The organism is Catenulispora subtropica (assembly GCF_039531675.1).
Classification (GTDB): domain Bacteria; phylum Actinomycetota; class Actinomycetes; order Streptomycetales; family Catenulisporaceae; genus Catenulispora; species Catenulispora subtropica.
In genome coordinates, this window is record NZ_BAAAQM010000036.1 from 73,059 (window position 1) to 94,253 (window position 21,195).

The window sequence follows — 21,195 nt, forward strand, 5'->3', positions numbered from 1 at the left end:
GCTGTGGAACCGGACGCGGCCGGACGGGCTTGAGGGTGCCCGGTCCGGCCGCGTCTGCGGTTCCAAGTGGTGGCGGTATGCCCGGCTCCGCCCGCCGGCTGTATCGCCGCTGGAGGTGAATCAGGGCCCATCGACTCTAGTGACCGCTGACGGCAGCGGTTTTGCTTGGTCCATGCCGGTGTGCGAGCGCCGGTATGGAGGCCGAGGAGAGAGACGAATGGCCAGTGGAGTCCGAAGAGCTTGCGTGATGTTCGCCGCTGCCGCACTCGCCGCAGCGCTCGGGGCCGGGCGGCCCGAGACCGCTCATGCCGCCCCTGCCTACCAGGACGGGTTCATCGTCTACGGCTCCGGAGATGCCGGATGGACCGTGGTCAACCCCGATGGATCACAGTCCCGCACGATCAAGGTGGGGACGCCCGATGAGGTGATAGACGCTGTCTATTCTCCCGACGGGCGGCGGGTGGCCTACCTGCTGTGGGACCACGAGAGCCACGAGATGACGGTGCGTACCGAACACACGGACGGGACGCCTGGAGGCACCGTCGCCTCCACCTACCAGATCTGGCACCTGGCCTGGACACCGGACGGATCCCGGGTAGCCCTCGACGGCTTCCGAACGATCCCCGCGGACAGCGATGGGTCGACGATCACCGTGCCCACCGACGACTGCCGCTCGAACCCGCAGATCACCACGTCCGGCTACGTCTTCTTCAAGCATGATTGCGACCAGCCCGCCGGGCCACTGGCGGTGTTCCGACCCGGTGAGGACGTCAGCTCCATCGTCTCCCCCGACCAGGCCGTGATATCTGCCGACGGGACACGTCTGGCCCAGGTCGTCGGCAACCCGGGCACGACGGAGTCCATCGTGGTGAGACAGGTCGGCGGACACGACCCCGGCTACCACGTGACGGCCGTTCCCGACTCCGCGGTCTTGCGAGGCTTCGGCCCAGGCGGGGACATCATCTACACAGATGTCGACCCGGACGGGAACCACCGGATCCGGACCGTCGCCGACTTCCCGAACGCCACCTCTCGGACCGTGGTGACGACGAAGGCCACCATCACGTTCGTGCACTGGGCGAACGGGCCGTCGAACCTCTCCCAGCGCCCGGTCGTGGACCGGGTCGCCGGCGCGGACCGGATCGGCACCGCGCTCCAGGCATCCCGGTGGGCCTTCGACGGGGTCGGACAGCCCGGCCGCAAAGCCGCCACCGCTGTCCTGGCTCGCTCCGATCTCTTTCCCGACGCCCTGACCGGCACCGCGTTGGCGATCCAGGCCGGCGGCCCGCTGATGCTCACCCCAGGCGACGCGCTCGCCCCGGACGTCGGCGCCGAGCTGCATCGCATCCTGCCCACCGGAGCAACGGTCTACCTGCTCGGCGGCACCGCGGCGCTGAGCCCGGCAGTGGCCGACCAGGTTCGGCGTCTTGGCTTCACACCGGTCCGGCTGGGCGGAGCGGACCGCTATGCGACTGCTGTGGCCGTCGCGACCACGATCGCAGGAACTCATCCGACGTCCGTGCTGGTGGCCACCGGAACCGCGTTCCCGGACGCGCTGACCGCCGGAGTGGCCGCCGGCCAGGAACGGTACCGGGTCCCGGGCGGCGGTGTAGTGCTGCTCACAGATGGTGGCTCCATGCCCGCCGCCACTCGTGCCTACTTGGACTCACTCACCCCAGGCGGACAGAACACTTACGTCGTCGGCGGTCCGGCCGCGACCGCGATGGACTCGGTTCTGCCGAAGTGGCCCGGGCTGACCAAGCTGGTCGGCACCGACCGTTATGCCACCGCGGCCCTGGTCGCGACCTCCGCGCTGTTCGGGCAGGGGACACAGCAGGTGTTCGGGGCCGGCACCGGCGCACGGTACGCGGCAGCCGTGATCGCCACCGGCCTGGACTTCCCCGATGCGTTGTCCGGCGGTGCCTTGGCCGGGTCCCGGAACGGGCCGCTTCTGCTGGCCGGCCCGGCCGGCCCCACAGCCCAGGAAATCGATATTCTGAGATCCCGGCATCTGGACGAGATCGTCGTCGCCGGCGGGACGGCGGTGGTCTCCCCGCAGGTGTTGGCCACCACGGCCGACGCGGTGTTCGGACCGCGGGGATGGGACTCCTTCACCAATCGGGCCGCGCCCCCCTTGAGGTGAACGCAGGACTTGCTGACCGCACCGACCGGCCCCGAGGTGCTGAGCATCTTCGTTCATCGAGCGGCGTCGAAACTCCGACGCCGCTCGATGAACGTTCTCACGGCCCCCGGTCACTCGAAGCGCACGTTCTCCGAGCGTGTCATCCGGCTGAGCAGCGTCATCGAGCCGAGGACCACCGCGAGGGCGGCGATCAGCACGGTCGCTGTGGTCACGGCGTAGGCGGCGACCGGGAAGGACATCGCCGTGCCGGGGGCCAGGGAGCGGCAGGCGATGACGGCCATCGCGTAGGCCGCGCCGCCGGCCATCGCCGAGACCGAGAGCAGCGGCAGGGCGGATTCCAGGAACACGACGCGGCGGAGCACGGCCATCGGCGTACCGGACAGGCGGAGCAGGGTGAACGGCCGCTTGCGCTCGACGAGGCCGCCGGCCGTGGCCACGGCGATGGAGCAGCCCGCGACGAACAGCGTCAAGCCGACGCCGAACAGGAATATCTGCTGGGCCGCCCGGAACATCGTCTGGCGGATCGAGGCCACCTCGCCGAAGGTCATGGGGCCGGCCGCGTTGGTGGACCACTCGTCGGGGTCGCCCATGCCGATCAGGACCGGGGCGTGGGCGTCGAGGTAGGTGCGGGCGCGTTCCAGGCTCGCCCCGTCCGTCGCCGCCACCATCAGGGTCGTGATGTCGAGGCGGGACAGGTCCAGGCCGACGGGGGCGGCAGCCTTGATGCCGTCGCCGCTCAGCCGGTCGATGTCGCGGTAGCCCATGACCGGCAGGTGCAGGAGCAGAGGGTTGTCGATGAAGAGCTCATCGCCGGCGATGGCCGAGACGTCCTGGCCCGGGGCGCAGGCGCCGAGGACCGGGAGCACCTTGGCGTCGGCGCAGCTGACGTACTCCGCCGGAGGCTGCCAGCCGAGTGGCGGCGGCGTGCCGGCGTCCGGCGTCCAGCCCGAGGGGTCTTCGCTGATGTAGATCGGGATCACGGAGACGCCGGGCATCGCCCGGAGGTCGCGGAGCACCGGAGCCGCGGCGGCGGGGCTGAGGAACGTGCTCGCCGGGCCCATGTCGTAGCGCAGCCGCAGGACGTTGGTGAGGGGAGCCCGGTCGCCGGAGGTCTCGGCTCGCACAGCGCTGGGCAGGATGCCGGCGACGGCGGTGCCGACGAACACGGCCAGGGTGACTCCGCTGACAGTGCGGTAGGTGGCGCGCGGGTCGTCGGTCAGGCGGCGGGCCGCCAGAGTGGACGCTGCTCCCCCGGCGAAGCGGGACAGGAGACGCGAGGCCTGCATGGTGACCCAGGGGCCGGCCGACACGATGCCCCACATGGTGAAGACGAGTGCGGGGTAGATCACGGCGTCCGACGAGTCGTTGTCCGGCCAGTTCACCGCGACGAGGAACAGGGCCACACCCACGAGGAGGGGGATGAGGCGCCAGAAGGTCACGGGCTTGGGGGTGGCCTTGCGAGCGACGGCCAGAGGGTCGTACTGGACGCGCCGGAGAGACCGGATGGCGGCGAGCGCGGCGGCTGTCGGAACGAGGATCAGGACGCCGAGATAGCCCCAGAGCTTCGGGGAGACGTCGGAGGCGAAGAAGCGGTCGCCGGTGACGTTGACCTTGGCGATCTGGTCGCTGAGGGCGAGATAGAGCAGGGTGCCGCCGATCGCGCCCAGGGCCGCGGCGACGAAGGACTCGACGGAGGCGACGATGGCGACTTGGCGCGGGGTCGCGCCGACCAGGCGCATCGCGGCGTAACGCTCCTCGCGGCGGGCGGCGGACAGGCGGGTCGCGGTGCCGACCATGATCACGATCGGGAGGAGCAGGGCCACGGCGCCGAAAGCGAAGGCGAAGCGGTAGATGGAGGTGGTGCCTTTCACCTCCTTGTCGGTGGACATCGCGGTGATGGCACGCGTAGCGGGGCGGGCCTTGAGGTCGTCGGGAGTGTGGCCGATGACGATGGCGAGTTCATCGGGGCTGGAAAGGGCGGCTTCGCCGATGAGGCCGACCTGACGGCCGGGGAAGCGGTCGGCGAGTCGGTCGTGGGGCGTGGTGGCGAGGAGGTGGGAGAGGGCTGGGGAGACATAGTAGGTGCCGGGTGCGGGGACCCGGGTCAGCCCGGGGATGGTGGGGGCGCCCGGGCCGAGCGCTGCCACGTCGAGGCGGCGGAGTTCCGTGCCCTGATAGAAGTCCTGGGCGAAGTTCCACAGCTCTGTGGCGCCGGCTTGTTCGGCCGCGGCGAGGTCGATACTCGTCCGGGGTTCGCCGACTTTGGCCGGGCTGGGCTGGTCGGTGCGTTGGCCGGCACCCTGGGCTTCCTGGTTCACAGGGGTCGGCGCGCACTCCCAGCACTGTCGGGTGGTCGTGCTCTGGTAGGCGTTGAAGAGGCCGAGCACGCCGAGCATGACGGTGACGCCGACGACGACCGCGAGGGAGGTGAGGATCAGGCGCGTGACGGCTTCGCGGCCGCCGCGCAGGGTCAGGCGGATTCCGAGGCGGACCATGGTCATGCCACCGCCGAGCTCGGAGTGGTGAGGGCGCGGCCGTCGCGGACGACGATCTCGCGGTCGGCGTAGGCGGCGACGCGCGCGTCATGGGTGACGAGGACGACGGTGATGCCCTCCTCCCGGGCGGCGTTGACGAGAAGGTTCATCACGTTCTCGCCGGTGAGGGTGTCGAGGGCACCGGTGGGCTCGTCGGCGAACAGGACGCGGGGGCGGTGGACCAGGGCTCGGGCCAGCGCGACGCGTTGTGCTTGGCCGCCGGAGAGTTCGCCGCTGCGGTGAGTGGCGTGATCGTCGAGACCGAGGCGTTCCAGCCACGGGGCGGCTTGGGCGTAGGCCTGCTTGCGCGGGGTCTTGGCGAGGAGGAGTGGCAGGGCGACGTTGTCGAGGGCCGTCAGTTCGGGAACCAGCTGGCCGAACTGGAAGACGAAGCCGAAGGCGTCACGACGGAGTTCCGTGCGCTTCGCCTCGCTCAGGGTGTCGACGCGCGTTCCGTCGAAGATGATCTCTTCCTGGTCGGGACGGTAGATGCCGGCCAGACAGTGGAGCAGGGTCGATTTGCCGGAGCCCGACGGGCCCATGACGGCCAGGATCTCGCTCCGCGCCACCTCGACACTCGCGCCCCGCAACGCCCGCGTCGCCCCGAAGGCGCGGTGGACGTCGCGTGCTTCGAGGAGGAATTCGGTACTCATTTCTCGCCCCCAGTGTGTTGTCTCAGGACCTTGCTCGCCGGTGGAAGCCGCTCAGGTTGAGGAAACGGCTTGGGCCAGGGCGGTGAGCCTGGCCGAGGTCAGCTCGATCCAGCGCAGATCGGCTTCGAGGTGGAACAGGCCGTAGTCGGCCAGCAGCGCGTCGATCATCGGGCCGTTGCGCTTGAGCTCGGTGAGTTCGCGCATGCGTTGCAGGTGAGCGGCCCGCTGCGCGTCGAGGTAGCCGGCGGCGTCCTCGCCGAGCATCAGCGCGAGGACGACTTTGGAGAACAGCACCGTCTGCAGATGCGGCTCGGGTTCCACGGTCTGCGACAGCCAGCTCATGACTTCGGCCCGGCCGAGATCGGTGATGGCGTAACGCTTGCGGTCGGGACCGTCACCCGGCTCCGCCTCGCCGCCGACGACCTTCCCGTCCCGGGCGAGCCGGCCGAGGGTCGAGTAGACCTGGCCGTACGGCAGGGGTTTGCCGTTCGCGAAGTGGTCGTCGTAGTCGCGCTTGAGGTCGTAGCCATGGGTCGGGCGACCACGGGCCAGGAGGCCGAGGAGGGTTAGGGGGACGCTCACAGGAGTGACTATACACTCAAGGTATAACCCGAGTGAATAGTGCCCCGAGCTGGGCGTTCTCCAGCGCGTGGGAGACGGTGAACGAAATGACGAAGGGCCCGGTTCTGAGAACCGGGCCCTTCCTTTGTAGCGGGGACAGGATTTGAACCTGCGACCTCTGGGTTATGAGCCCAGCGAGCTACCGAGCTGCTCCACCCCGCGTCGGTGGAACAACGGTAACCCGTGGGGGGTCGGCAGAGCAAATCGAATAAGGCCGCCTCACGTGTCCCGTCGGTCACTTCGGCTGCTGGCCTGCCTCGATGGACTGAGCGCGGGTGAGGGCGTCCTGGAGGCGCTGCTGGGCGTCGCCGAAGGCCTTCCAGTCCGGTGGGGACTTGGCGAGGGCTGCGGCGGCGTCGTTCTGGGCCTTGGTGGCGTCGTCCAGGGCGGCCTTGAGCTGGTCGCTGGGCGGGGTGGGGCCTGGCGCGGTGGGGCCGGACGTCGTGGGGGGTTGGGTGGGGCTGACAGGGTTCTCGCCGGTGGTGGCGCCCGCGCTGCCGGCGAAGACCTCGTCGAGGCCCTGCTGGAGGGTGGCTTCGAAGGCCATCTTGTCGCCGAAGGCGACCATGACGGATTTCAGGAGGGGGTAGGTGGACTGGCCGCTCTGGGGTTGGACATAGACAGGTTCCACGTAGAGGAGGCCGTTGCCCACTGGGAGGGTGAGGAGGTTGCCTTCGATGACCTTGGTGGCACCGCCGGTGCGGAGAAGGTTGAGCTTGTCGACGAAGGTGTTGTGGAAGATGTTCTGGACCTGCTCGGGACCCTTGATCGCGCTGTTGGTCGGGATTTCCAGGACTCTGATCTTGCCGTAGTCGGGACCGGAGTCGGAGTCCACGGCCATGAAGGCCGCGAGGTTGCTGCGCTTGGTCGGGACCATGGTCGAGGTCAGAGAGAAGGCCGGCGTCTGCTGGCCCGGCATCTGGAGGGTCAGGTAGTACGGGGGCTGCGGTTGCGCTGAGGCGGGATCCTTCGTGGGGTCGTTGGGGGTGCTCCAGAAAGAGGAGCCGCCGAAGAACTCCTGGGGGTTCGTCACGTGGTAGCGGCCCAGGATGTCGCGCTGGGCCTTGAACAGGTCCTGGGGGTAGCGCAGGTGGGCCAGGAGGTCGGGGCTGATCGCGGAGCGGGGCTTCACCGTGCCGGGGAATGCCTTCATCCAGGTCTTCAGGATGGGGTCGCTCTCATCCCAGGCGTAGAGGGTCACTGTGCCGTCGTAGGCGTCGACGGTGGCTTTGACCGAGTTGCGGACGTAGTTCACGCGGCCTGCGTTGAGGGGGTCGTGTGCGGTGTCCGCCTGGGAGTCCTTGGCGACATCCTGAAGCCGGGTCGATGTCGAGTAGGGGTAGGAGTCCGTGGTCGTGTAGCCGTCGACCACCCATTCGATGCGGCCGCCCACGACGACCGGGTAGGTGGTGCCGTCGATGGTCAGCCAAGGCGCCACTGCCTGGACCCGCTGCTTGGGGTCGCGGTCGTAGAGGATGCGGGAGTCCTGGTTCACCCCGTTGGACAGCAGGATCTTCGGCTCCTGGAACTTCACGGCGTACAGGAGCTTGTTGAGGAAGGAGCCGACTGGGACGCCGCCCTTGCCGGTGTAAGTCGTCGTCTGCTGTTGCTGGTCGCCGGGGTAGTCGAACTCGGCCGGGGTGGACTTGCCGGTGCCGCCGACTATCGAGTAGTCGGGGAGCCCGGCGCTGAAGTAGACGCGTTGCTCGTAGTCACCGAGGGCACCGGTAGCGGGGAGGTCGCGTTCGACGTAGTCCGGGGAGCCGTCGGAGCCGGCGGCGTTGCCCTTGGCTGCCACGACGCCGTAGCCGTGGGTGTACTTCAGGTGGTCGTTGACCCAGTTACGCTGGTCAGAGGGGATGCCGTCGAGCTTCAGCCGGCGGACGGCGACCACCGTGTCCTGCGCCTTGCCGCCGACCGGATAGCGGTCGACCGCCAGATCGTCGGGGAAGGTGTAGAAGCCGCGGACCTGCTGTTGCTGGTCGTAGGTCGCGGAGATCACCGAGGGGTCCATGATGCGGATCTGGGTGACGGTCTCGGCGTCGGCGGCGAGCTGGTTACGTGTGGCGTCGGTCTTGGCGTCGTATTGGCGGACCTCGACGTCGTCCAGGCCGTAGGCGGCGCGGGTGGCGTCGATGTTCTTCTGGATGTACGGCGCTTCCTTCGAGCCCTGGCTCGGGTTCACCTGCAGCTGCTGCACCACCAGGGGATAGACGCCACCGATCACCACCGAGGCCAGCACCATCAGGGACACGCCCAGGGCGGGCAGCGCCCAGGGGTGGCCGCCGCGGTCGATCCCGGGCAGGTTGCGGCTGGCTATCAGGCGGGCGGCGTTGCCGAAGAAGAGCACCGCGCACAGGACGGCGATGACCAGAAGGATCGTCTTGGCGGGGAGGACCGCGTGCACCGACTTGTAGGTGGGGCCGGACCATCCATCGGTGATGGTGGACGCGGCGACGGTGAGCGCGTAGCGGTCCAGCCAGTAGGCGTAGGCCTTCACCAGGACCAGAAGGCCGAGCAGGATCGAGATGTGCACCTGCGCCGCGCGGGTGGCGCGCGAACCGATGCTGTGCCCGACGGAGAATCTGGATCCTGACGGCCGGCTTCCGGTCGGCGGGGTGACGGCGACGCCGGCGAAGAGGTAGTGCGTCAGCAGCGCCGCGAGCAGGCTGACCACCATCGTGGCCAGAAGGAAGCCCTGGACGTGGCGCAGCCACGGCAGAGTGAAGACGTAGAAGCCGATGTCCTTGTGGAACTGCGCGTCCTTCGTGCCGAACGGCACGCTGTTGGACCACAGCAGGTAGGTGCGCCACGCTCCGGTCGCGGCGGTTCCGGCGGCGATGCCGAGCAGCAGGGAGACGCCGACCAGGATCCACGGCAGGAAGGGGCCCAGGGCCATGCGGTAGCGATCCAGGGCCTGCTGTTCCAGGGACACGCCGGTGAGCGGGGGCCGGAAACGATGGGCCAGCCAGATGTTCGCGCCGACGACCACCGCCATCAGGGCGCCGAACACGAGGAACAGGACAGCCTCAGTCACCATCCGGGTCCGGTAGACGTGGGCGACGCCGACGGAGCGGTACCAGAGGTAGCTGGTGTAGACCGTGTCGAACAGCAGGAAAGCGGCGATCAGCAGGACGAGGATGACCAGGGTGATGGCCAGGACCCTGGTGCGCCTGGGTGGGACGCCGAACGCCGCACGGTGTCCACCCCCGGATCCGGATCCCCCGGAACCAGCCGGATGTCCCTCCCGCCCGTCCTCGTCGCCGTCACCACCACCGAAGTTCGGCATCTCGAACGCCACGGCCTCAGCGTACGCCGGGAACCCGCACGGACGGCGGGTGGCGAGCGATGTTCGTCATACCAGCCGAAGATCGGGCGAACGCCGCCCTGGCGGGCGGTCCGTGCGCGGCGGGGGACAATGGCCCCATGAGCTCTGTCGCCAGTGTGGCCCTGACCCAGGCCGTCATCGAGATCGAACAGCACGTCGCCACCGACGGCTGGAACCAGCGCCCGCGGATGTTCGCGCTGACCCCGACCGCCGACCTGCTGGCGACGCAGCCGCGGATGGCGGCGGCGCTGGGCATCACGGACGAGGCGGCGCAGGCCGGGGGCATCCCCTCGCTGACCTCCATCGAGCAGGAGGGCCTGGCCCTGAACCAGCCGCTGGACGAGATGCTCGCCAAGATGGTGTGGCCGCCCGCGGTCACGGGCTGCGCACTGGTCATCGAGTCGCAGATGCTGCCGCCGAGCGCCGAGGAGCAGATCCCGGAGGGCTTGGAGGGCGCGGCGCTGGAGCGCTGGGTCGGCCAGCACCCGGAGCGGCACGACGTGCGGATGGCCGTCGGCGTGCTGCGCGACGGGACGCGGCAGGCGGCCATCCGGCTGCGGTCGAAGGACTCGGACATGGAGGTGCTGTCGGGTCCGGACCTGGTCCCCAACCTGGCCGAGGCGCTGCTGGGGACGTTCGAGGAGTGAGGCGGCCGGGCCGGTCCCCTTCGACCTGCCGTTGAGCTCGCCGCCACGGCGAAGATCTTTGAGACGCTCCAGGTCGCCGACTTCGGCCGCCCCTTCGGGCGGGCCGAGCTGCCGTTCCAGCGGGTGCGGCTCAGCCGCACATCGTGGGGGTGCCGCCGGCCCGCAGGGTCGTCAGCGCGTCGAGCGCGCTCTGCAAGGTCGTCACCTTCACCAGCTTCAGGCCGCTCGGCGCGTTCTTCACCGCGTCCGCGCAGTTGTCGGCCGGGGTCAGGAACACGGTGGCGCCGTCGCGCTTGGCGGCCAGCGTCTTCATCTGCACGCCGCCGATCGGGCCGACCTTGCCGTCGGCGTCGATGGTGCCGGTGCCGGCGATCTTCTTGCCGCCGGTGATGTCCTCCTGCGACAGCTGGTCGATGATGCCGAGCGCGAACATCATGCCGGCGCTGGGGCCGCCGACGTTGTCCAGCTGGATCTTCACGTCGAACGGGAAGACGTTCTGGGTCCGCGGCAGGAAGCCGACCAGGGCCCGTGAGGGCCCGCTGTCGTGGGACTGCGCGGTCACGATCGAGACGTTCTGCTGCTTGCCGTCGCGGGTGATCGCGAGGACCACGGTCTCGCCCGGCTTGTGCTTCTGGATCAGCGTGTGGACGTCGTCCGGCTTGGTCAGCACGGTGCCGTCCACGGCGGTGATGACGTCCTTGGGCTGCAGCTTGCCGTCGGCCGGGCTGCCGGGGGTCACCGAGTCGACCACCACTTCGGTCTTCACCGGCTTGATGTTCTTCGCCGCCAGGGCCGCCGTGATCGCCTGGTCCTCGGAGTCGTCGAACAGCGCGGTGTTCTGCTGCGTCGCCTCCTGCGCGGTCTGGCCCTGGGGGTAGATGACCGTGCGCGGGACCACGATCTTGTCGGCGGACAGCCAGCCGGACAGCACCTCGACACTGTTCGGGCGGTAGTCGGCGCGGGAGACCTCGACCGTGACCATGCGCAGCTGGCCGCCGCCGTCGTGCTTGAACGTGTCGGTGCCGCTGATCGCGATGACCGGCTTGGCCGGCTGTCCGTCGGTGGAGTAGCTGCCCAGGGTGTCGTAGGTGGGGCCCGGCGACATCTCCGCGTACGGTGTCGGGATCAGGAACGCCGAGGCGGTGAGGAGGGCGACCGTCGTTCCGGACAGGCTCAAGGTGAGGGCTCGGCGCTGCATTCCACAGATGCTATCCGTTGCAGCCTGAAGCGGCGCTGAGACCGGGGTCCCGGCCCCTCCTGAGCAGCGGCTCAGGCGTCGGGAGCCGGTCCGACCTGCTCCTCGGTGTTGGCGATCGCCTCGCGGAAACGCCGGTAGGCGGAGATGGTGTCGTCGTCGCTCTGCCTGCGCACGCGGCGCGCCAGGGCGGAGAGCGCCGCCGCCAGGATCACGGCGCCGATCGGGATCGCCCACCAAGCCAGGATCGACAACACACGGTGACTGTAACGCACATCACCGTCACGTTCCGTGAACCTAGCAGCCGACCCACTCGTGGTCGCCCTCGGCGAACTCCTCGCGCTTCCAGATCGGGACCTGCTCCTTCAGCGTGTCGATGAAGGAGCGGCACGCGGCGAAGGCCTCGGCCCGGTGCGGCGCCGCCGCGCCGACGACCACCGCCAGGTCGCCGATCTCCAGGGCCCCGACCCGGTGGACCGCGGACAGCGCGACCACCTCGGGGTGGTGCTCCGCGACGTCCTCCGCGACCTTCCTCAGCAGTTCCGCGGCCGAGGGGTGGGCGCTGTAGTCGAGCGCGGTGACCGCCCGGCCGTGGTCGTGGTCGCGTACCGCGCCGAGGAACAGCGCGATGCCGCCGGCGTGCCGGTCGGAGACCGCGGCCACGACCTCGTCGACCGAGAGCGGCTCCTCGCGGACGTCGGTGTGGATCCGGATCGTGAGTTGCTTTTCCTCCATCACGTCACCGATCCTCCCCCACGACGCTTGCGCCGTGCACGCCGCACAAGTGCTGCAGTTCCGACAAGTGCGACGGTTGCGCCCGCGGCACCGAGGCCGGCGGCGGCGTCCTTCTTGCCGAGACGGCGGGCCAGCGCCGCATGGTGACCGTCGATGTTCTCCAGGAGCTGCCCGAACGCGTCCTCGTTCGTGTAGGCGGGCTCCCATCCCGCTTCGCGGAGCTTCTTGTTCGAGACCGCCCAGGGATGCATCACGTATTGCAGGTCGCTGGCCGGCGCCGGAGTCAGGTGGAGCCGGTGCAGGCGTTCGGCGGCGCCGACCGCGAGGCCTTCGGGCAGCTCCATGCGGCGCATCCCGGAGAGCTCCTCCACCTCCTCCTGGGTGAGCCAGCCGTCGGAGGCCACGGGGACGATGCCGGAGACCTTGCCCAGTGCCGCGTACTCCAGGGCCGAGAGCAGGTCGTCGACGTGGCAGAACTGCCAGATCGGCTTGGACCCGCGCACCACCAGCAGCCGCGGCGCCTCGAAGTGCCGCGTCAGATAGGTGTCCACGCCCGGACCGACCACGGCCGCCGGGCGGAGCACGGTGACGGTCAGGCCCGGGTGGGCGCGCGGGGCGATCGCCGCCAGGCGCTCGATCTCCAGCAGGTCGCCGACCAGGGTCCCGTCCGGCGTGGCGCGCAGCGGGGCGTCGTCCTCCAGCGGGAGCGGGTTGTCCGGGAGGGCGCCGTAGACCATCGCGGTGGACAACAGGACCACATGGTGGACACCGGCCGCCGCGGCGGCGGTGATGGCGGTCTGGGCGGCACGCACGTTGCGGGCCGTGCGGGCCCGGGGCTCGGCGCTCAGGTCGGCGTCCACCGCGAGGTGCACCAGGGTGTCCACCCCGTTGAGCCGTTCGGCCAGCTGGGGGTCGGTGACCTCGCCCAACCGCCAGGTCGCCGGGGCCGCCCCGCGCTCGGCGTCCAGGCCGACCACCCGGCGCACGTCGCCGCCGAAGGCGAGCTTGCCGGTCAGCGCCTCGCCGAGCCGGGCGGCCGCGCCGGTGACGGCGACGGTGGGCTTGCTGGTGCGGCCGGTGCGCTTGCGGTCCGGCGAGGAACTCACTGGGGCTCTCCTGTGGTTACGTTAGATGTATAGAGGAACTCAGTCTCCGCGCTGTTAAACCGAACCTGCTCCCCCGTCGTCCGTGAGGTCACCCGCCGTGAACAAGAACCCCGAAGATCACAACCCGTCGGACGACGACGAGTCGCAGAACCAGGGTAAGCGCCCGGACGGCCCCGTTGATCCGCTGGGGGCCATGTTCCAGCAGATGTTCGGCGGAACCGGGGCGCAGTCCCCGGGGTCGAACATCCCGGGCATGCCGGACCCGCAGATGCTGCAGATGGTGTTCAGCCAGATCCAGGCCCTGATGAGCGGCGGCGGCGAGGGCGCCGTGAACTGGGACCTGGCCAAGACGATGGCGCGCAACGCCGTCGCCTCCGCCGGACCCGACCCGTCGCCCACCGACGGCGAGCAGCGCACCTATGACGGTGCCGTCCAGCTGGCCGAGCACTGGCTCGACCAGGTCACCTCGCTCCCCGCCGGCACCGCGGGCACCCGCGTGTGGTCCCGCGCCCAGTGGATCGAGGAGACCCTCCCGGTCTGGAAACAGCTGGTGGAGCCGGTCGCCGAGCGCATCACCTCGGCCATGGGCGAGGCGGTCGGCGGGGCCGTGGGCGAACTCGGCATGCCGGAGAACCCGGAGGCCGCGGGCCTGCCGCCGGGCATGGGCGACATGCTCGGCAACCTGTTCGGCGGGCAGGCCGGCGGCGCCGCGGGCGGCAACCCGCTGGGCGGGATGATGAAGCAGATGGGCACCGCCATGTTCGGCTCCCAGGTCGGCCAGGCGCTGGCCTCGCTGGCCGGCGAGGTGCTCACCGGCAGCGACATCGGGCTCCCGCTGGGCCCGGAGGGCAAGGCCGTCCTGCTCCCGGCCAACGTCGACGCCTTCACCGAGGGCCTGGAGGTGGACATCGAGCAGGTGCGCCTCTACCTGGCGTTGCGCGAAGCCGCCTACCAGCGTCTGTTCTCCCATGTCCCGTGGCTCAAGCCGCGCCTGCTCGGCGCGGTCGAGGAGTACGCCCGCGGCATCACGGTCGACGCCTCGAAGTTCACCGAGCTGGCCCAGCAGGCCGAGCGCATGGACCTGAACAACCTGGACCCGTCCCAGCTGGAGAACATGCTGGGCGGCGGCGGGCTGTTCACCCCGGTCGACTCCCCCGCCCAGAAGGCCGCCCTGGCCCGCCTGGAGACGCTGCTCGCCCTGGCCGAGGGCTGGGTGGACGCGGTGGTGCACGCCGCCGCGGCCCCGCAGCTGCGCTCGGCGGACGCGCTGCGCGAGACCCTGCGGCGCCGCCGCGCGGCCGGCGGTCCGGCGGAGCAGACCTTCTCGGCGCTGGTCGGCCTGCAGCTGCGGCCGCGCCGGCTGCGCGACGCCTCGCGGCTGTGGGCGTCGCTGGCCGACGCGCGCGGGCTGGAGGGGCGCGACGCGATCTGGTCGCACCCGGACCTGCTGCCGACGTCGGCGGACCTGGACGACCCGGACGGGTTCGTGCACGGCAAGGCCAACGGCTCGGAGGACGGCCTCGAGTTCGACTTCTCGGGCCTGGACGCGCTGCTCGAGGGCGGAGTCGAGGGCACCGGCCGGGCCGAGGACGCCGACGAGGAAGCCCAGAAGGGCGAGAAGAACGAGCAGGGCGACAAGCCCGGCGAGGGCGGCAAGTCCGGAGAAGACGACAAGGGCGACGAGGGCCAGCCGAAGGCCTAGCAGATCACCTGGTGGGCGGACGACCGCGTCAGTCGGCGTCGTCCGCCACCGCACCGCCACCGGCGGCACTGGCGAACCCCTCCAGGAACCCGCGCGCCCGCTCCGTCTTCGGGTACACCTGCAACAGCTCCCAGAACTGCGGCCCGTGGCTGGGGACCAGCAGATGGGCCAGCTCGTGCAGCAGCACGTAGTCCAGGACGTACTCGGGCATGCCACGGACCCGGTCGGAGATGCGGATGGTGCCGTCGACCGGGGTGCAGGAGCCCCAGCGCGTCTGCTGGTTGCTCACCCAGCGGACGCTGGCCGGCTGGGCGCGGCCGTCGAAGTAGCGCAGCGACAGATCGCGGGCCCGGCGGGCGAGCTCGCCGTCGTCCGGGCGGCGTTTGCGTTCCTGGCCGGCCAGGCGCGCCAGCATCTTGTCGACCCACTGCTGTTCCTCGGCGCGTGTCATCTGCGCCGGGATCAGCACGACGGTCTTGTCGCCGTCCCGGTACGCCGAGACGGTGCGACGCCGCCGGTTGCTGCGCCGCACCTCGATCTGACCGCCCTGGTGGGGGGCATCGTCGAGTCCCACGCCAAGGGACACTAGCGTGTGCCACCCCCTCATGGCGTTATCGAAATGACATCTCGGGGCGTCGGGGACGGTGGAAATCGGATTGTCCACACGCCGTGCACAGGTTTTCCACAGAGTTATCCACAGGGAGGGCGATCCTGTGGGTTTCCTAACACAACCGTCGGTCAGCGGCGCGTAGCGCCTCCTCGACGGGCCGCCGTGGGAGACGGGGGAAGACGGGTGGGCGATCAGCGTCCCGTGAAACGGGGAGCCCGCTTCTCCCGCTGAGCAGCCAGTCCTTCCTGGAGGTCCTCGGTCGCCAACGTGATCGGCTGGGCCAGCGCTTCCCAGCGCACCGCCGCCTCGAAGGACTCGTGACCGGCTCCGACCAGGGCTTCTTTGGTGAGCTTCACGGCGATCGGCGCGCTCCCGGCGATCCCCGCAGCGATCCGCTCCACCTCGCCGGCGAACTCCGCGGCGGGGAACACCCGGTTGTACACACCCAGCGCCACAGCCTCCGCGCCGCTGACGGCCCGGCCTGTGTACAACAGCTCGCGAGCGTTCGCGATGCCGATCACCTCGGGCAGGAGCCAGGTGGCCGCCATGCCCGGGTGCATCCCGAGGCGGGTGAACGGCACGGCGAACTTCGCGGTGTCCGTGGCGTAGCGCAAGTCACAGGCCAGCGCCAGGCAGGCGCCCGCTCCCACCGCCGGGCCGTTGACGGCCGCGATGGTCGGGATCGGCAGGTCCCGGATGCTGAGCCAGATCTTGTAGAACGGCAGCATCTTGTCCCGGAGCCGGTCCACCGGGGCGCCCGGCTCGGCGCCGATCCAGCCCAGGTCGCCGCCGGAGCAGAAGGCCGAGCCGGCGCCGGTCACCACGACGCAGCGCGCTTCCTCGTCTTCAGCGATTTCCGCGATGATCCGCTGCCACGATGCGGTCATCGGCGCGGTCATCGCGTTGCGGCGGTCCGGGTCGTCCAACGTGACGGTCACCACACCATCCGACGTGCGGTTTACGGCCAGGAGTGGATATTCGCGCGACTCAGGCATGGCGTCAGCGTAGCGGTGCGGTTTGGGCGCCGCGCTGCCGTATGGTGTTCCGCGTTCGGGGCGAAAAGTACGTAAGAGCTCAGATACGGAACGGAGTGACAAACCATGGCGGAGTCGTACACCGGGGATGCCTACTGTGTGAAGTGCAAGGAGAAGAAGAGCTTCACCGGCGAGGTGAAGGTCAGCGACTCGGGCCGGCGGATGGCGCAGGGCACCTGCCCGACCTGCGGGACCAAGCTGAACCGGATCCTGGGCAAGGCCTGAGTCGGCGGTTCGGGGCGGCGGCCGGGCGTCCGGCCGCCGTACGGGTGAATTAGGGGGCCGCGGAGGTGCGCTCGGGGCCGCCGGTGGCGCAAGGTGGCCCGGGAAGCGGCTCCTCCACGGACGGCGGTGGGCGACGGGTGGGGTTCGGGGACTGACACAGCAGGAGGTCGGGGCATGCGTCCGGTGCTGAAGACGGGACTGCGGCGGCTGTGGCGGCCCGGCGGTGCGCTGCAGGTGGGCGTGACCCCGGGGCGGTCGCTGTTGCTGAACGGGCTGGGTCCGGCAGCGACGCAGTTCGTGGGCGCGCTGGACGGCACCCGTGACATCCCCGCGCTGCTGGCCCACGCCAGCCGACTCGGCTTGTCCGGATCGCAGGCCACGACTCTCCTGGACGTGCTGGCCCGGGCCGGCTTCCTGGACGACGCCGGGTACGACCCCGGTCCGGCTCTCCGCGCGCTGGACCCCGCCGAGGCCGACCGCCTCGCTCCGGATCTGGCCGCGCTGGCCCTGGGCTACCTGGTCCCCGGCGGCGCGGTGCGGGCGATGACCCGGCGGCGCACCGCGGTGGTGACGGTGTACGGGTGCGGCCGGGTCGGCGCGTCGGTCGCGCACCTACTGGCGGCGGCCGGAATCGGCTGTGTGGTGCCGGTGGACGCCGGGCGGGCGCGGGCGGCGGACGCGGCGCCGGCCGGGTTCCGCAATCCCCAGGCGCCGAGCCACCGGGACGAGCGGGAGGTGCCGGGGCCCCGCCGCCGGCGCGGGACACCGCAGCCGGACCTCGGGGTATCCCCGCCCGGGGAAACCCTCCCGGGCGACGGCCCGCGCCGCCACGACCTCGTCCGGGCCCTGATCCGCGCCTCGGCGCCGTCGACCCGCACCACGCTGCCCTCCAACCGTCAGCACCCCGACCTCGCGGTCCTCGCCCCGGTCGCGGACGGCTACCCGGCGCAGGCCGCGGCGTTGCAGGCCGCAGGGGTGCCGCACGTGTCGGCCGAACTGCACGAGACCACCGGCGTGCTGGGGCCCTTCGTCCAGCCGGGCCGGACGTCCTGCCTCCGGTGCCGCGACCTCTACCGCACCGCGCGCGACCCGGGCTGGCCGCGGGCGATGGTGCCGTTCGGCGGCGTGGACGCGGTGCCGGCCGGGGCCGACCGGGCCTGCGACGTCATGCTCGCGTCGCAGGTGGCGGTGCTCGCTGCCATGCACGTACTGGCTTTCGTCGAGGGTGACCCGCCGCCCACGGTGAACGCCGCGGTGGAGGTGGTACCGCCGTTCGGCGCGCAGACCTGGCATGAGCGGCCGACGCATCCGGACTGCGGCTGTGGATCCGGAACGGCCGAGCTCCGGGAGGCCGTCTCCGGACCGCTAGCGCATAGTTGACAGGAAATTCATCGCGTCGCAGGAATCACGCACCTGTCCGACTTCGCTGTCGATGGTTAACCTCCCCCGTGTTCGTGCTCTTACTGAGGTTCTCATTCGAGGGGGAGGAAACTGATGCGCAGAACGCGCACCCGCGCGGCCGCGGTCGCGCTCGCTGTGGCCGCCGCGACCGTCGGCGGCACGGCGGCGATGAGCGGTACGGCGTCGGCCGACGGCCACTGGGGCGGCCCTTCCACCGGCTGCCGGCTCGGCGCCGGGAACGCCGCCGTGAAGCACGTGATCTACCTGCAGTTCGACAACGTGCACTTCACGCGGGACAACCCGAACGTGCCCAGCGACCTGGAGCAGATGCCGCACCTGCTGAACTTCCTGGAGTCGCAGGGCACGCTGGACGACAACCACCACACGCCGCTGATCGCGCACACCGGCACCGACATCCTGACCTCGCTGACCGGGCTCTACGGCGACCGCCACGGCATGCCGATCGCCAACTCCTACCGGTACTTCGACCAGAACGGTGTGTCGCAGGCCGCCGGGACGTTCGCGTACTGGACCGACGGCGTGTACGACTTCAACAACCCGAACCCGACCGACACCGCGCCGACCATGGTGGGCCGGGACGGCAAGACCGCCCCGGCGCCGTGGACCGCGTACACCCGGGCCGGCTGCGACTTCGGGGCCGTCGCCACGGCGAACACCGTCCTCGAGAACACCGGGCCGGATGTGCCGAAGGTGTTCGGCGCCGGTTCCCCGGAAGCCGCCGAGGCCGCCGACAAGACCAACCAGAACCTGGCGCAGACCGATTTCGTCGGCATCGGCGTGCACTGCGCCAAGGACTCGAAGGTGTGCGCCGCGGGCGGCGCGAACGCGCGGCCGGACGTGCTGCCTGACGAGCCGGGCGGTTACACCGGCTACAGCGGCCTGTTCGGCGCGAAGTACACCGACCCGGTGATCAGCCCGAGCGGCCCGGTCAAGGACGTCTCCGGCACCGCCCCCATCACCGACGCGCTGGGGCGGCCCGGCTTCCCGGGCTTCGACGGCATGTCGGCGGCGAACTCGCTGGGCTACGTCGCGCAGATGCAGGAGGCCGGGATCCCGGTCACGTACGCCTACATCTCCGACGCGCACGACAACCACGCGCCCGGCGGGCACGCGTACGGCCCGGGTGAGGCCGGCTACGTGGCCGCGCTGAAGTCGTACGACACCGCGTTCGACCAGTTCTTCCAGCGGCTGGGCAAGGACGGGATCAACGCCTCGAACACCATGTTCGTGGTGACCGCCGACGAGAACGACCACTTCGTGGGCGGCAAGCCGAGCCCGCAGGGCTGCGACGGGGTCACGACGCCGTGCACGTACACGCAGCTCGGCGAGTTGAACGCGAACGTCAAGGGCCTGCTGGTCACGCAGACCGGGGACACCACCGCGTACGGCGTCCACGCCGACTCGGCGCCGAACTTCTGGGTGAACGGCGCCCCGGCGGCGGACGCGCCGCAGGTGCGGACCTTCGAGCACGATCTGGCGGGCCTGACCGCGGCGAACCCGCTGACCGGGCGGACGGAGAAGTTCGCGGACTACTTCGCGGACGCCACCGAGATGAAGCTGCTGCACATGACGACCGCGGACCCGAAGCGGAACCCGACGCTGACCGAGTTCGCCAACCCGGACTACTACGTGTTCTCCGGCGCGCCGAACTGCACCACGCCGTGCATCACCGAGCCGAACGGCTTCGCGTGGAACCACGGCGACTTCGCGCCGGACATCAACACCACGTGGGCCGGCTTCGTGGGCCCGGCGTTCAAGAAGCTGGGCGTCACCGACGCCGTGTGGTCGGACCACACCGACCTGCGGCCGACGATGCTGACGGCGCTCGGGCTGCGCGACACGTACGTGCACGACGGCGTGCCGCTGGTGCCGTTCCTGAAGGACGGGGCGCTGCCCCCGGGCCTGCACGGCAAGAAGGTGGCGGACCTGGAGGCGGCGTACAAGCAGCTGAACGCGAGCGTCGGGGCCTTCGGCAGCGACACGCTGAAGGCGGCGACCGCCGCGATCACCTCGAACACGCCGGGCGACCAGCAGTTCACCGCGACCGAGTCGGCGCTGACCGCGCTCGGCGCGGCGCGGGACACGCTGGCCTGGCAGATCGCGACGACGCTCGACGACGCGGCGTACCACCGCTGCGGGCTCGACGGCGACCGGGCCCACGACCTGGTGAAGAAGGCTGACGCGCTGCTGAAGCAGGCGCACACGCTGGCCGGCTAGGCAGAGCACGCGAAGGGCCCCGCTCCGAGCGAGCGGGGCCCTTCGCGTCGGCTCAGATGACGCCGCCGACCACCAGACCGCCGATGACGAGCAGGGTGGCGGCGGTCAGGGCGTTGGCGCGCTTCTCGATCCAGGGGGCTGTCAGGCGCGCGGTGCCGAGAGCGGTGGCCACAGTGAGGCCGACTATGGCCGCGATGGTCGCCGCCGCGAAGACGGCCAGGACGCCCACGGCCGGGGTCACGCCGAGGGCGCCCGCCGCGAGGAAGAGCGGGAGGATCGTCAGGTCCGGGCTGGCCGCCGCACCGAAGGGGACCAGGACGGCCAGGAGGTTGTGGCGAGGTCGGGGGCGGCGATGCGGGGGCTCAGCCGGGGTCGCAGCCGGGGTCGCAGCGACAGTCGCAGTCGCAGGGCGTTCGAGGACGGCGACGCCGGGGAGGAGGACGCGGGCTGCGACAGCTTGAGGGTGCGGATGCTCCTGGCCGGGGCGATGGCTGTGGCTGGGGCCGGGACCGTGGCTGGGGCGGTGGCTGGGGCCGTCGTGAGCGTGACCGTCGTGGTCGTGGTTCTGGTTGTGGTCGTGGTTCTGGTCGTGGTCGTGGTTGTGATCGTGGTCGTGGCGGTGACCATGCGGATGCGGATGCGGGTGCGTGTGTCCCCGTCCCAACACCTCCAGCACGAGCAGCACCAGCCCTGTCGCGACCAGCACGCCTCCGACGGCCAGATCGGCGTGCCGCGCGACGGTGTCGCGGAACCGCATGCCGACCACGACCAGGACCGCGCCGGCCAGGAGCGACACCAGGACGTGCGTCACCGCCGCGGCCAGGGACAGGCGCAGCACTCTGCGGGTCGGGTAGCCGCGGGTGCGGGCCAGCACCGCCAGCGGCATCCAGTGATCGGGCAGGACGGCGTGGCCGATGCCGATGCCGGCCGCGGCCAGGAGCATGGGAAGCGTGGTCACGCGTCCACCTTAGCTGATCATATTCACTGATGCGAAGATGAGAATATGTTGCGAACACCTCTCAC

Annotated in this window: 17 protein-coding genes and 1 tRNA gene; 6 read left to right on the top strand and 12 right to left on the bottom strand. The window is 70.6% G+C overall.

All coding sequences use genetic code 11. The annotated features are described in order from the left end of the window. Positions 1-247: 247 nt before the first annotated feature. Positions 248-2,143, top strand: a complete 1,896-nt coding sequence (locus ABD466_RS27395) for a cell wall-binding repeat-containing protein (RefSeq protein ID WP_344660062.1) — start codon at positions 248-250, stop codon at positions 2,141-2,143. Positions 2,144-2,253: 110 nt separating this feature from the next. Here ABD466_RS27395 and ABD466_RS27400 read toward each other — a convergent pair whose 3' ends face one another. The 5 genes from ABD466_RS27400 to ABD466_RS27420 form a co-directional block, all read right to left on the bottom strand. Continuing rightward, the gene (locus tag ABD466_RS27400) at positions 2,254-4,644 is read right to left on the bottom strand and encodes an ABC transporter permease (RefSeq protein ID WP_344660063.1); all 2,391 of its coding nucleotides are present in this window, start codon (positions 4,642-4,644) and stop codon (positions 2,254-2,256) included. Next, a complete protein-coding gene (locus ABD466_RS27405; protein ID WP_344660064.1) occupies positions 4,641-5,330 on the bottom strand; it encodes an ABC transporter ATP-binding protein in 690 nt (229 codons plus the stop codon). The genes ABD466_RS27400 and ABD466_RS27405 overlap by 4 nt, the downstream gene beginning before the upstream one ends. A gap of 51 nt (positions 5,331-5,381) precedes the next feature. After that, complete coding sequence (locus ABD466_RS27410) at positions 5,382-5,912, bottom strand: helix-turn-helix transcriptional regulator (protein ID WP_344660065.1); 531 nt, start codon at positions 5,910-5,912, stop codon at positions 5,382-5,384. Between the two features lie 127 nt (positions 5,913-6,039). Then, positions 6,040-6,113, bottom strand: a tRNA-Met gene (locus ABD466_RS27415). A gap of 73 nt (positions 6,114-6,186) precedes the next feature. After that, on the bottom strand, positions 6,187-9,252 hold the full coding sequence (locus tag ABD466_RS27420) for a UPF0182 family membrane protein (RefSeq protein ID WP_344660066.1): 3,066 nt from the start codon (positions 9,250-9,252) through the stop codon (positions 6,187-6,189). Positions 9,253-9,377: 125 nt separating this feature from the next. Here ABD466_RS27420 and ABD466_RS27425 point away from each other — a divergent pair, with 125 nt between their 5' ends. Beyond that, on the top strand, positions 9,378-9,926 hold the full coding sequence (locus ABD466_RS27425; protein WP_344660067.1) for a PPA1309 family protein: 549 nt from the start codon (positions 9,378-9,380) through the stop codon (positions 9,924-9,926). Between the two features lie 130 nt (positions 9,927-10,056). Here ABD466_RS27425 and ABD466_RS27430 read toward each other — a convergent pair whose 3' ends face one another. The 4 genes from ABD466_RS27430 to ABD466_RS27445 form a co-directional block, all read right to left on the bottom strand. After that, complete coding sequence (locus ABD466_RS27430) at positions 10,057-11,124, bottom strand: YlbL family protein (protein ID WP_344660068.1); 1,068 nt, start codon at positions 11,122-11,124, stop codon at positions 10,057-10,059. 71 nt (positions 11,125-11,195) lie between these two features. Next, positions 11,196-11,378 carry a hypothetical protein gene (locus ABD466_RS27435; protein ID WP_344660069.1) on the bottom strand — a complete coding sequence of 61 codons (183 nt, stop codon included), beginning with the start codon at positions 11,376-11,378 and terminating at the stop codon, positions 11,196-11,198. 40 nt (positions 11,379-11,418) lie between these two features. Next, on the bottom strand, positions 11,419-11,856 hold the full coding sequence (locus tag ABD466_RS27440) for a molybdenum cofactor biosynthesis protein MoaE (protein WP_344660070.1): 438 nt from the start codon (positions 11,854-11,856) through the stop codon (positions 11,419-11,421). Then, entirely contained in the window at positions 11,856-12,962 is a 1,107-nt protein-coding gene (locus tag ABD466_RS27445; RefSeq protein ID WP_344660071.1) for an NAD-dependent epimerase/dehydratase family protein, read from the bottom strand. The genes ABD466_RS27440 and ABD466_RS27445 overlap by 1 nt, the downstream gene beginning before the upstream one ends. 97 nt (positions 12,963-13,059) lie before the next feature. On the opposite strand from ABD466_RS27445, the gene ABD466_RS27450 reads away from it, so the two are divergent. Beyond that, a complete protein-coding gene (locus tag ABD466_RS27450; protein WP_344660072.1) occupies positions 13,060-14,664 on the top strand; it encodes a zinc-dependent metalloprotease in 1,605 nt (534 codons plus the stop codon). Positions 14,665-14,692: 28 nt separating this feature from the next. On the opposite strand, the gene ABD466_RS27455 is transcribed toward ABD466_RS27450, so the two are convergent. Both ABD466_RS27455 and ABD466_RS27460 read right to left on the bottom strand, forming a co-directional pair. Continuing rightward, on the bottom strand, positions 14,693-15,238 hold the full coding sequence (locus ABD466_RS27455; protein ID WP_344660073.1) for a M48 metallopeptidase family protein: 546 nt from the start codon (positions 15,236-15,238) through the stop codon (positions 14,693-14,695). Positions 15,239-15,465: 227 nt separating this feature from the next. Continuing rightward, positions 15,466-16,269, bottom strand: coding sequence for an enoyl-CoA hydratase/isomerase family protein (locus ABD466_RS27460; protein WP_344660074.1), 804 nt, complete (start codon positions 16,267-16,269; stop codon positions 15,466-15,468). Between the two features lie 105 nt (positions 16,270-16,374). Between ABD466_RS27460 and ABD466_RS27465 the strand changes: the two genes are divergently transcribed. The 3 genes from ABD466_RS27465 to ABD466_RS27475 all read left to right on the top strand — a co-directional run bounded on the left by ABD466_RS27465 (position 16,375) and on the right by ABD466_RS27475 (position 20,172). Next, positions 16,375-16,533, top strand: coding sequence for a DUF5679 domain-containing protein (locus ABD466_RS27465; RefSeq protein WP_344660075.1), 159 nt, complete (start codon positions 16,375-16,377; stop codon positions 16,531-16,533). 174 nt (positions 16,534-16,707) lie between these two features. Next, entirely contained in the window at positions 16,708-17,913 is a 1,206-nt protein-coding gene (locus tag ABD466_RS27470; protein WP_344660076.1) for a hypothetical protein, read from the top strand. Positions 17,914-18,027: 114 nt separating this feature from the next. Beyond that, the gene (locus ABD466_RS27475) at positions 18,028-20,172 is read left to right on the top strand and encodes an alkaline phosphatase family protein (RefSeq protein WP_344660077.1); all 2,145 of its coding nucleotides are present in this window, start codon (positions 18,028-18,030) and stop codon (positions 20,170-20,172) included. Positions 20,173-20,224: 52 nt separating this feature from the next. Here ABD466_RS27475 and ABD466_RS27480 read toward each other — a convergent pair whose 3' ends face one another. Further along, on the bottom strand, positions 20,225-21,130 hold the full coding sequence (locus ABD466_RS27480; protein ID WP_344660078.1) for a hypothetical protein: 906 nt from the start codon (positions 21,128-21,130) through the stop codon (positions 20,225-20,227). Positions 21,131-21,195 lie beyond the last annotated feature (65 nt).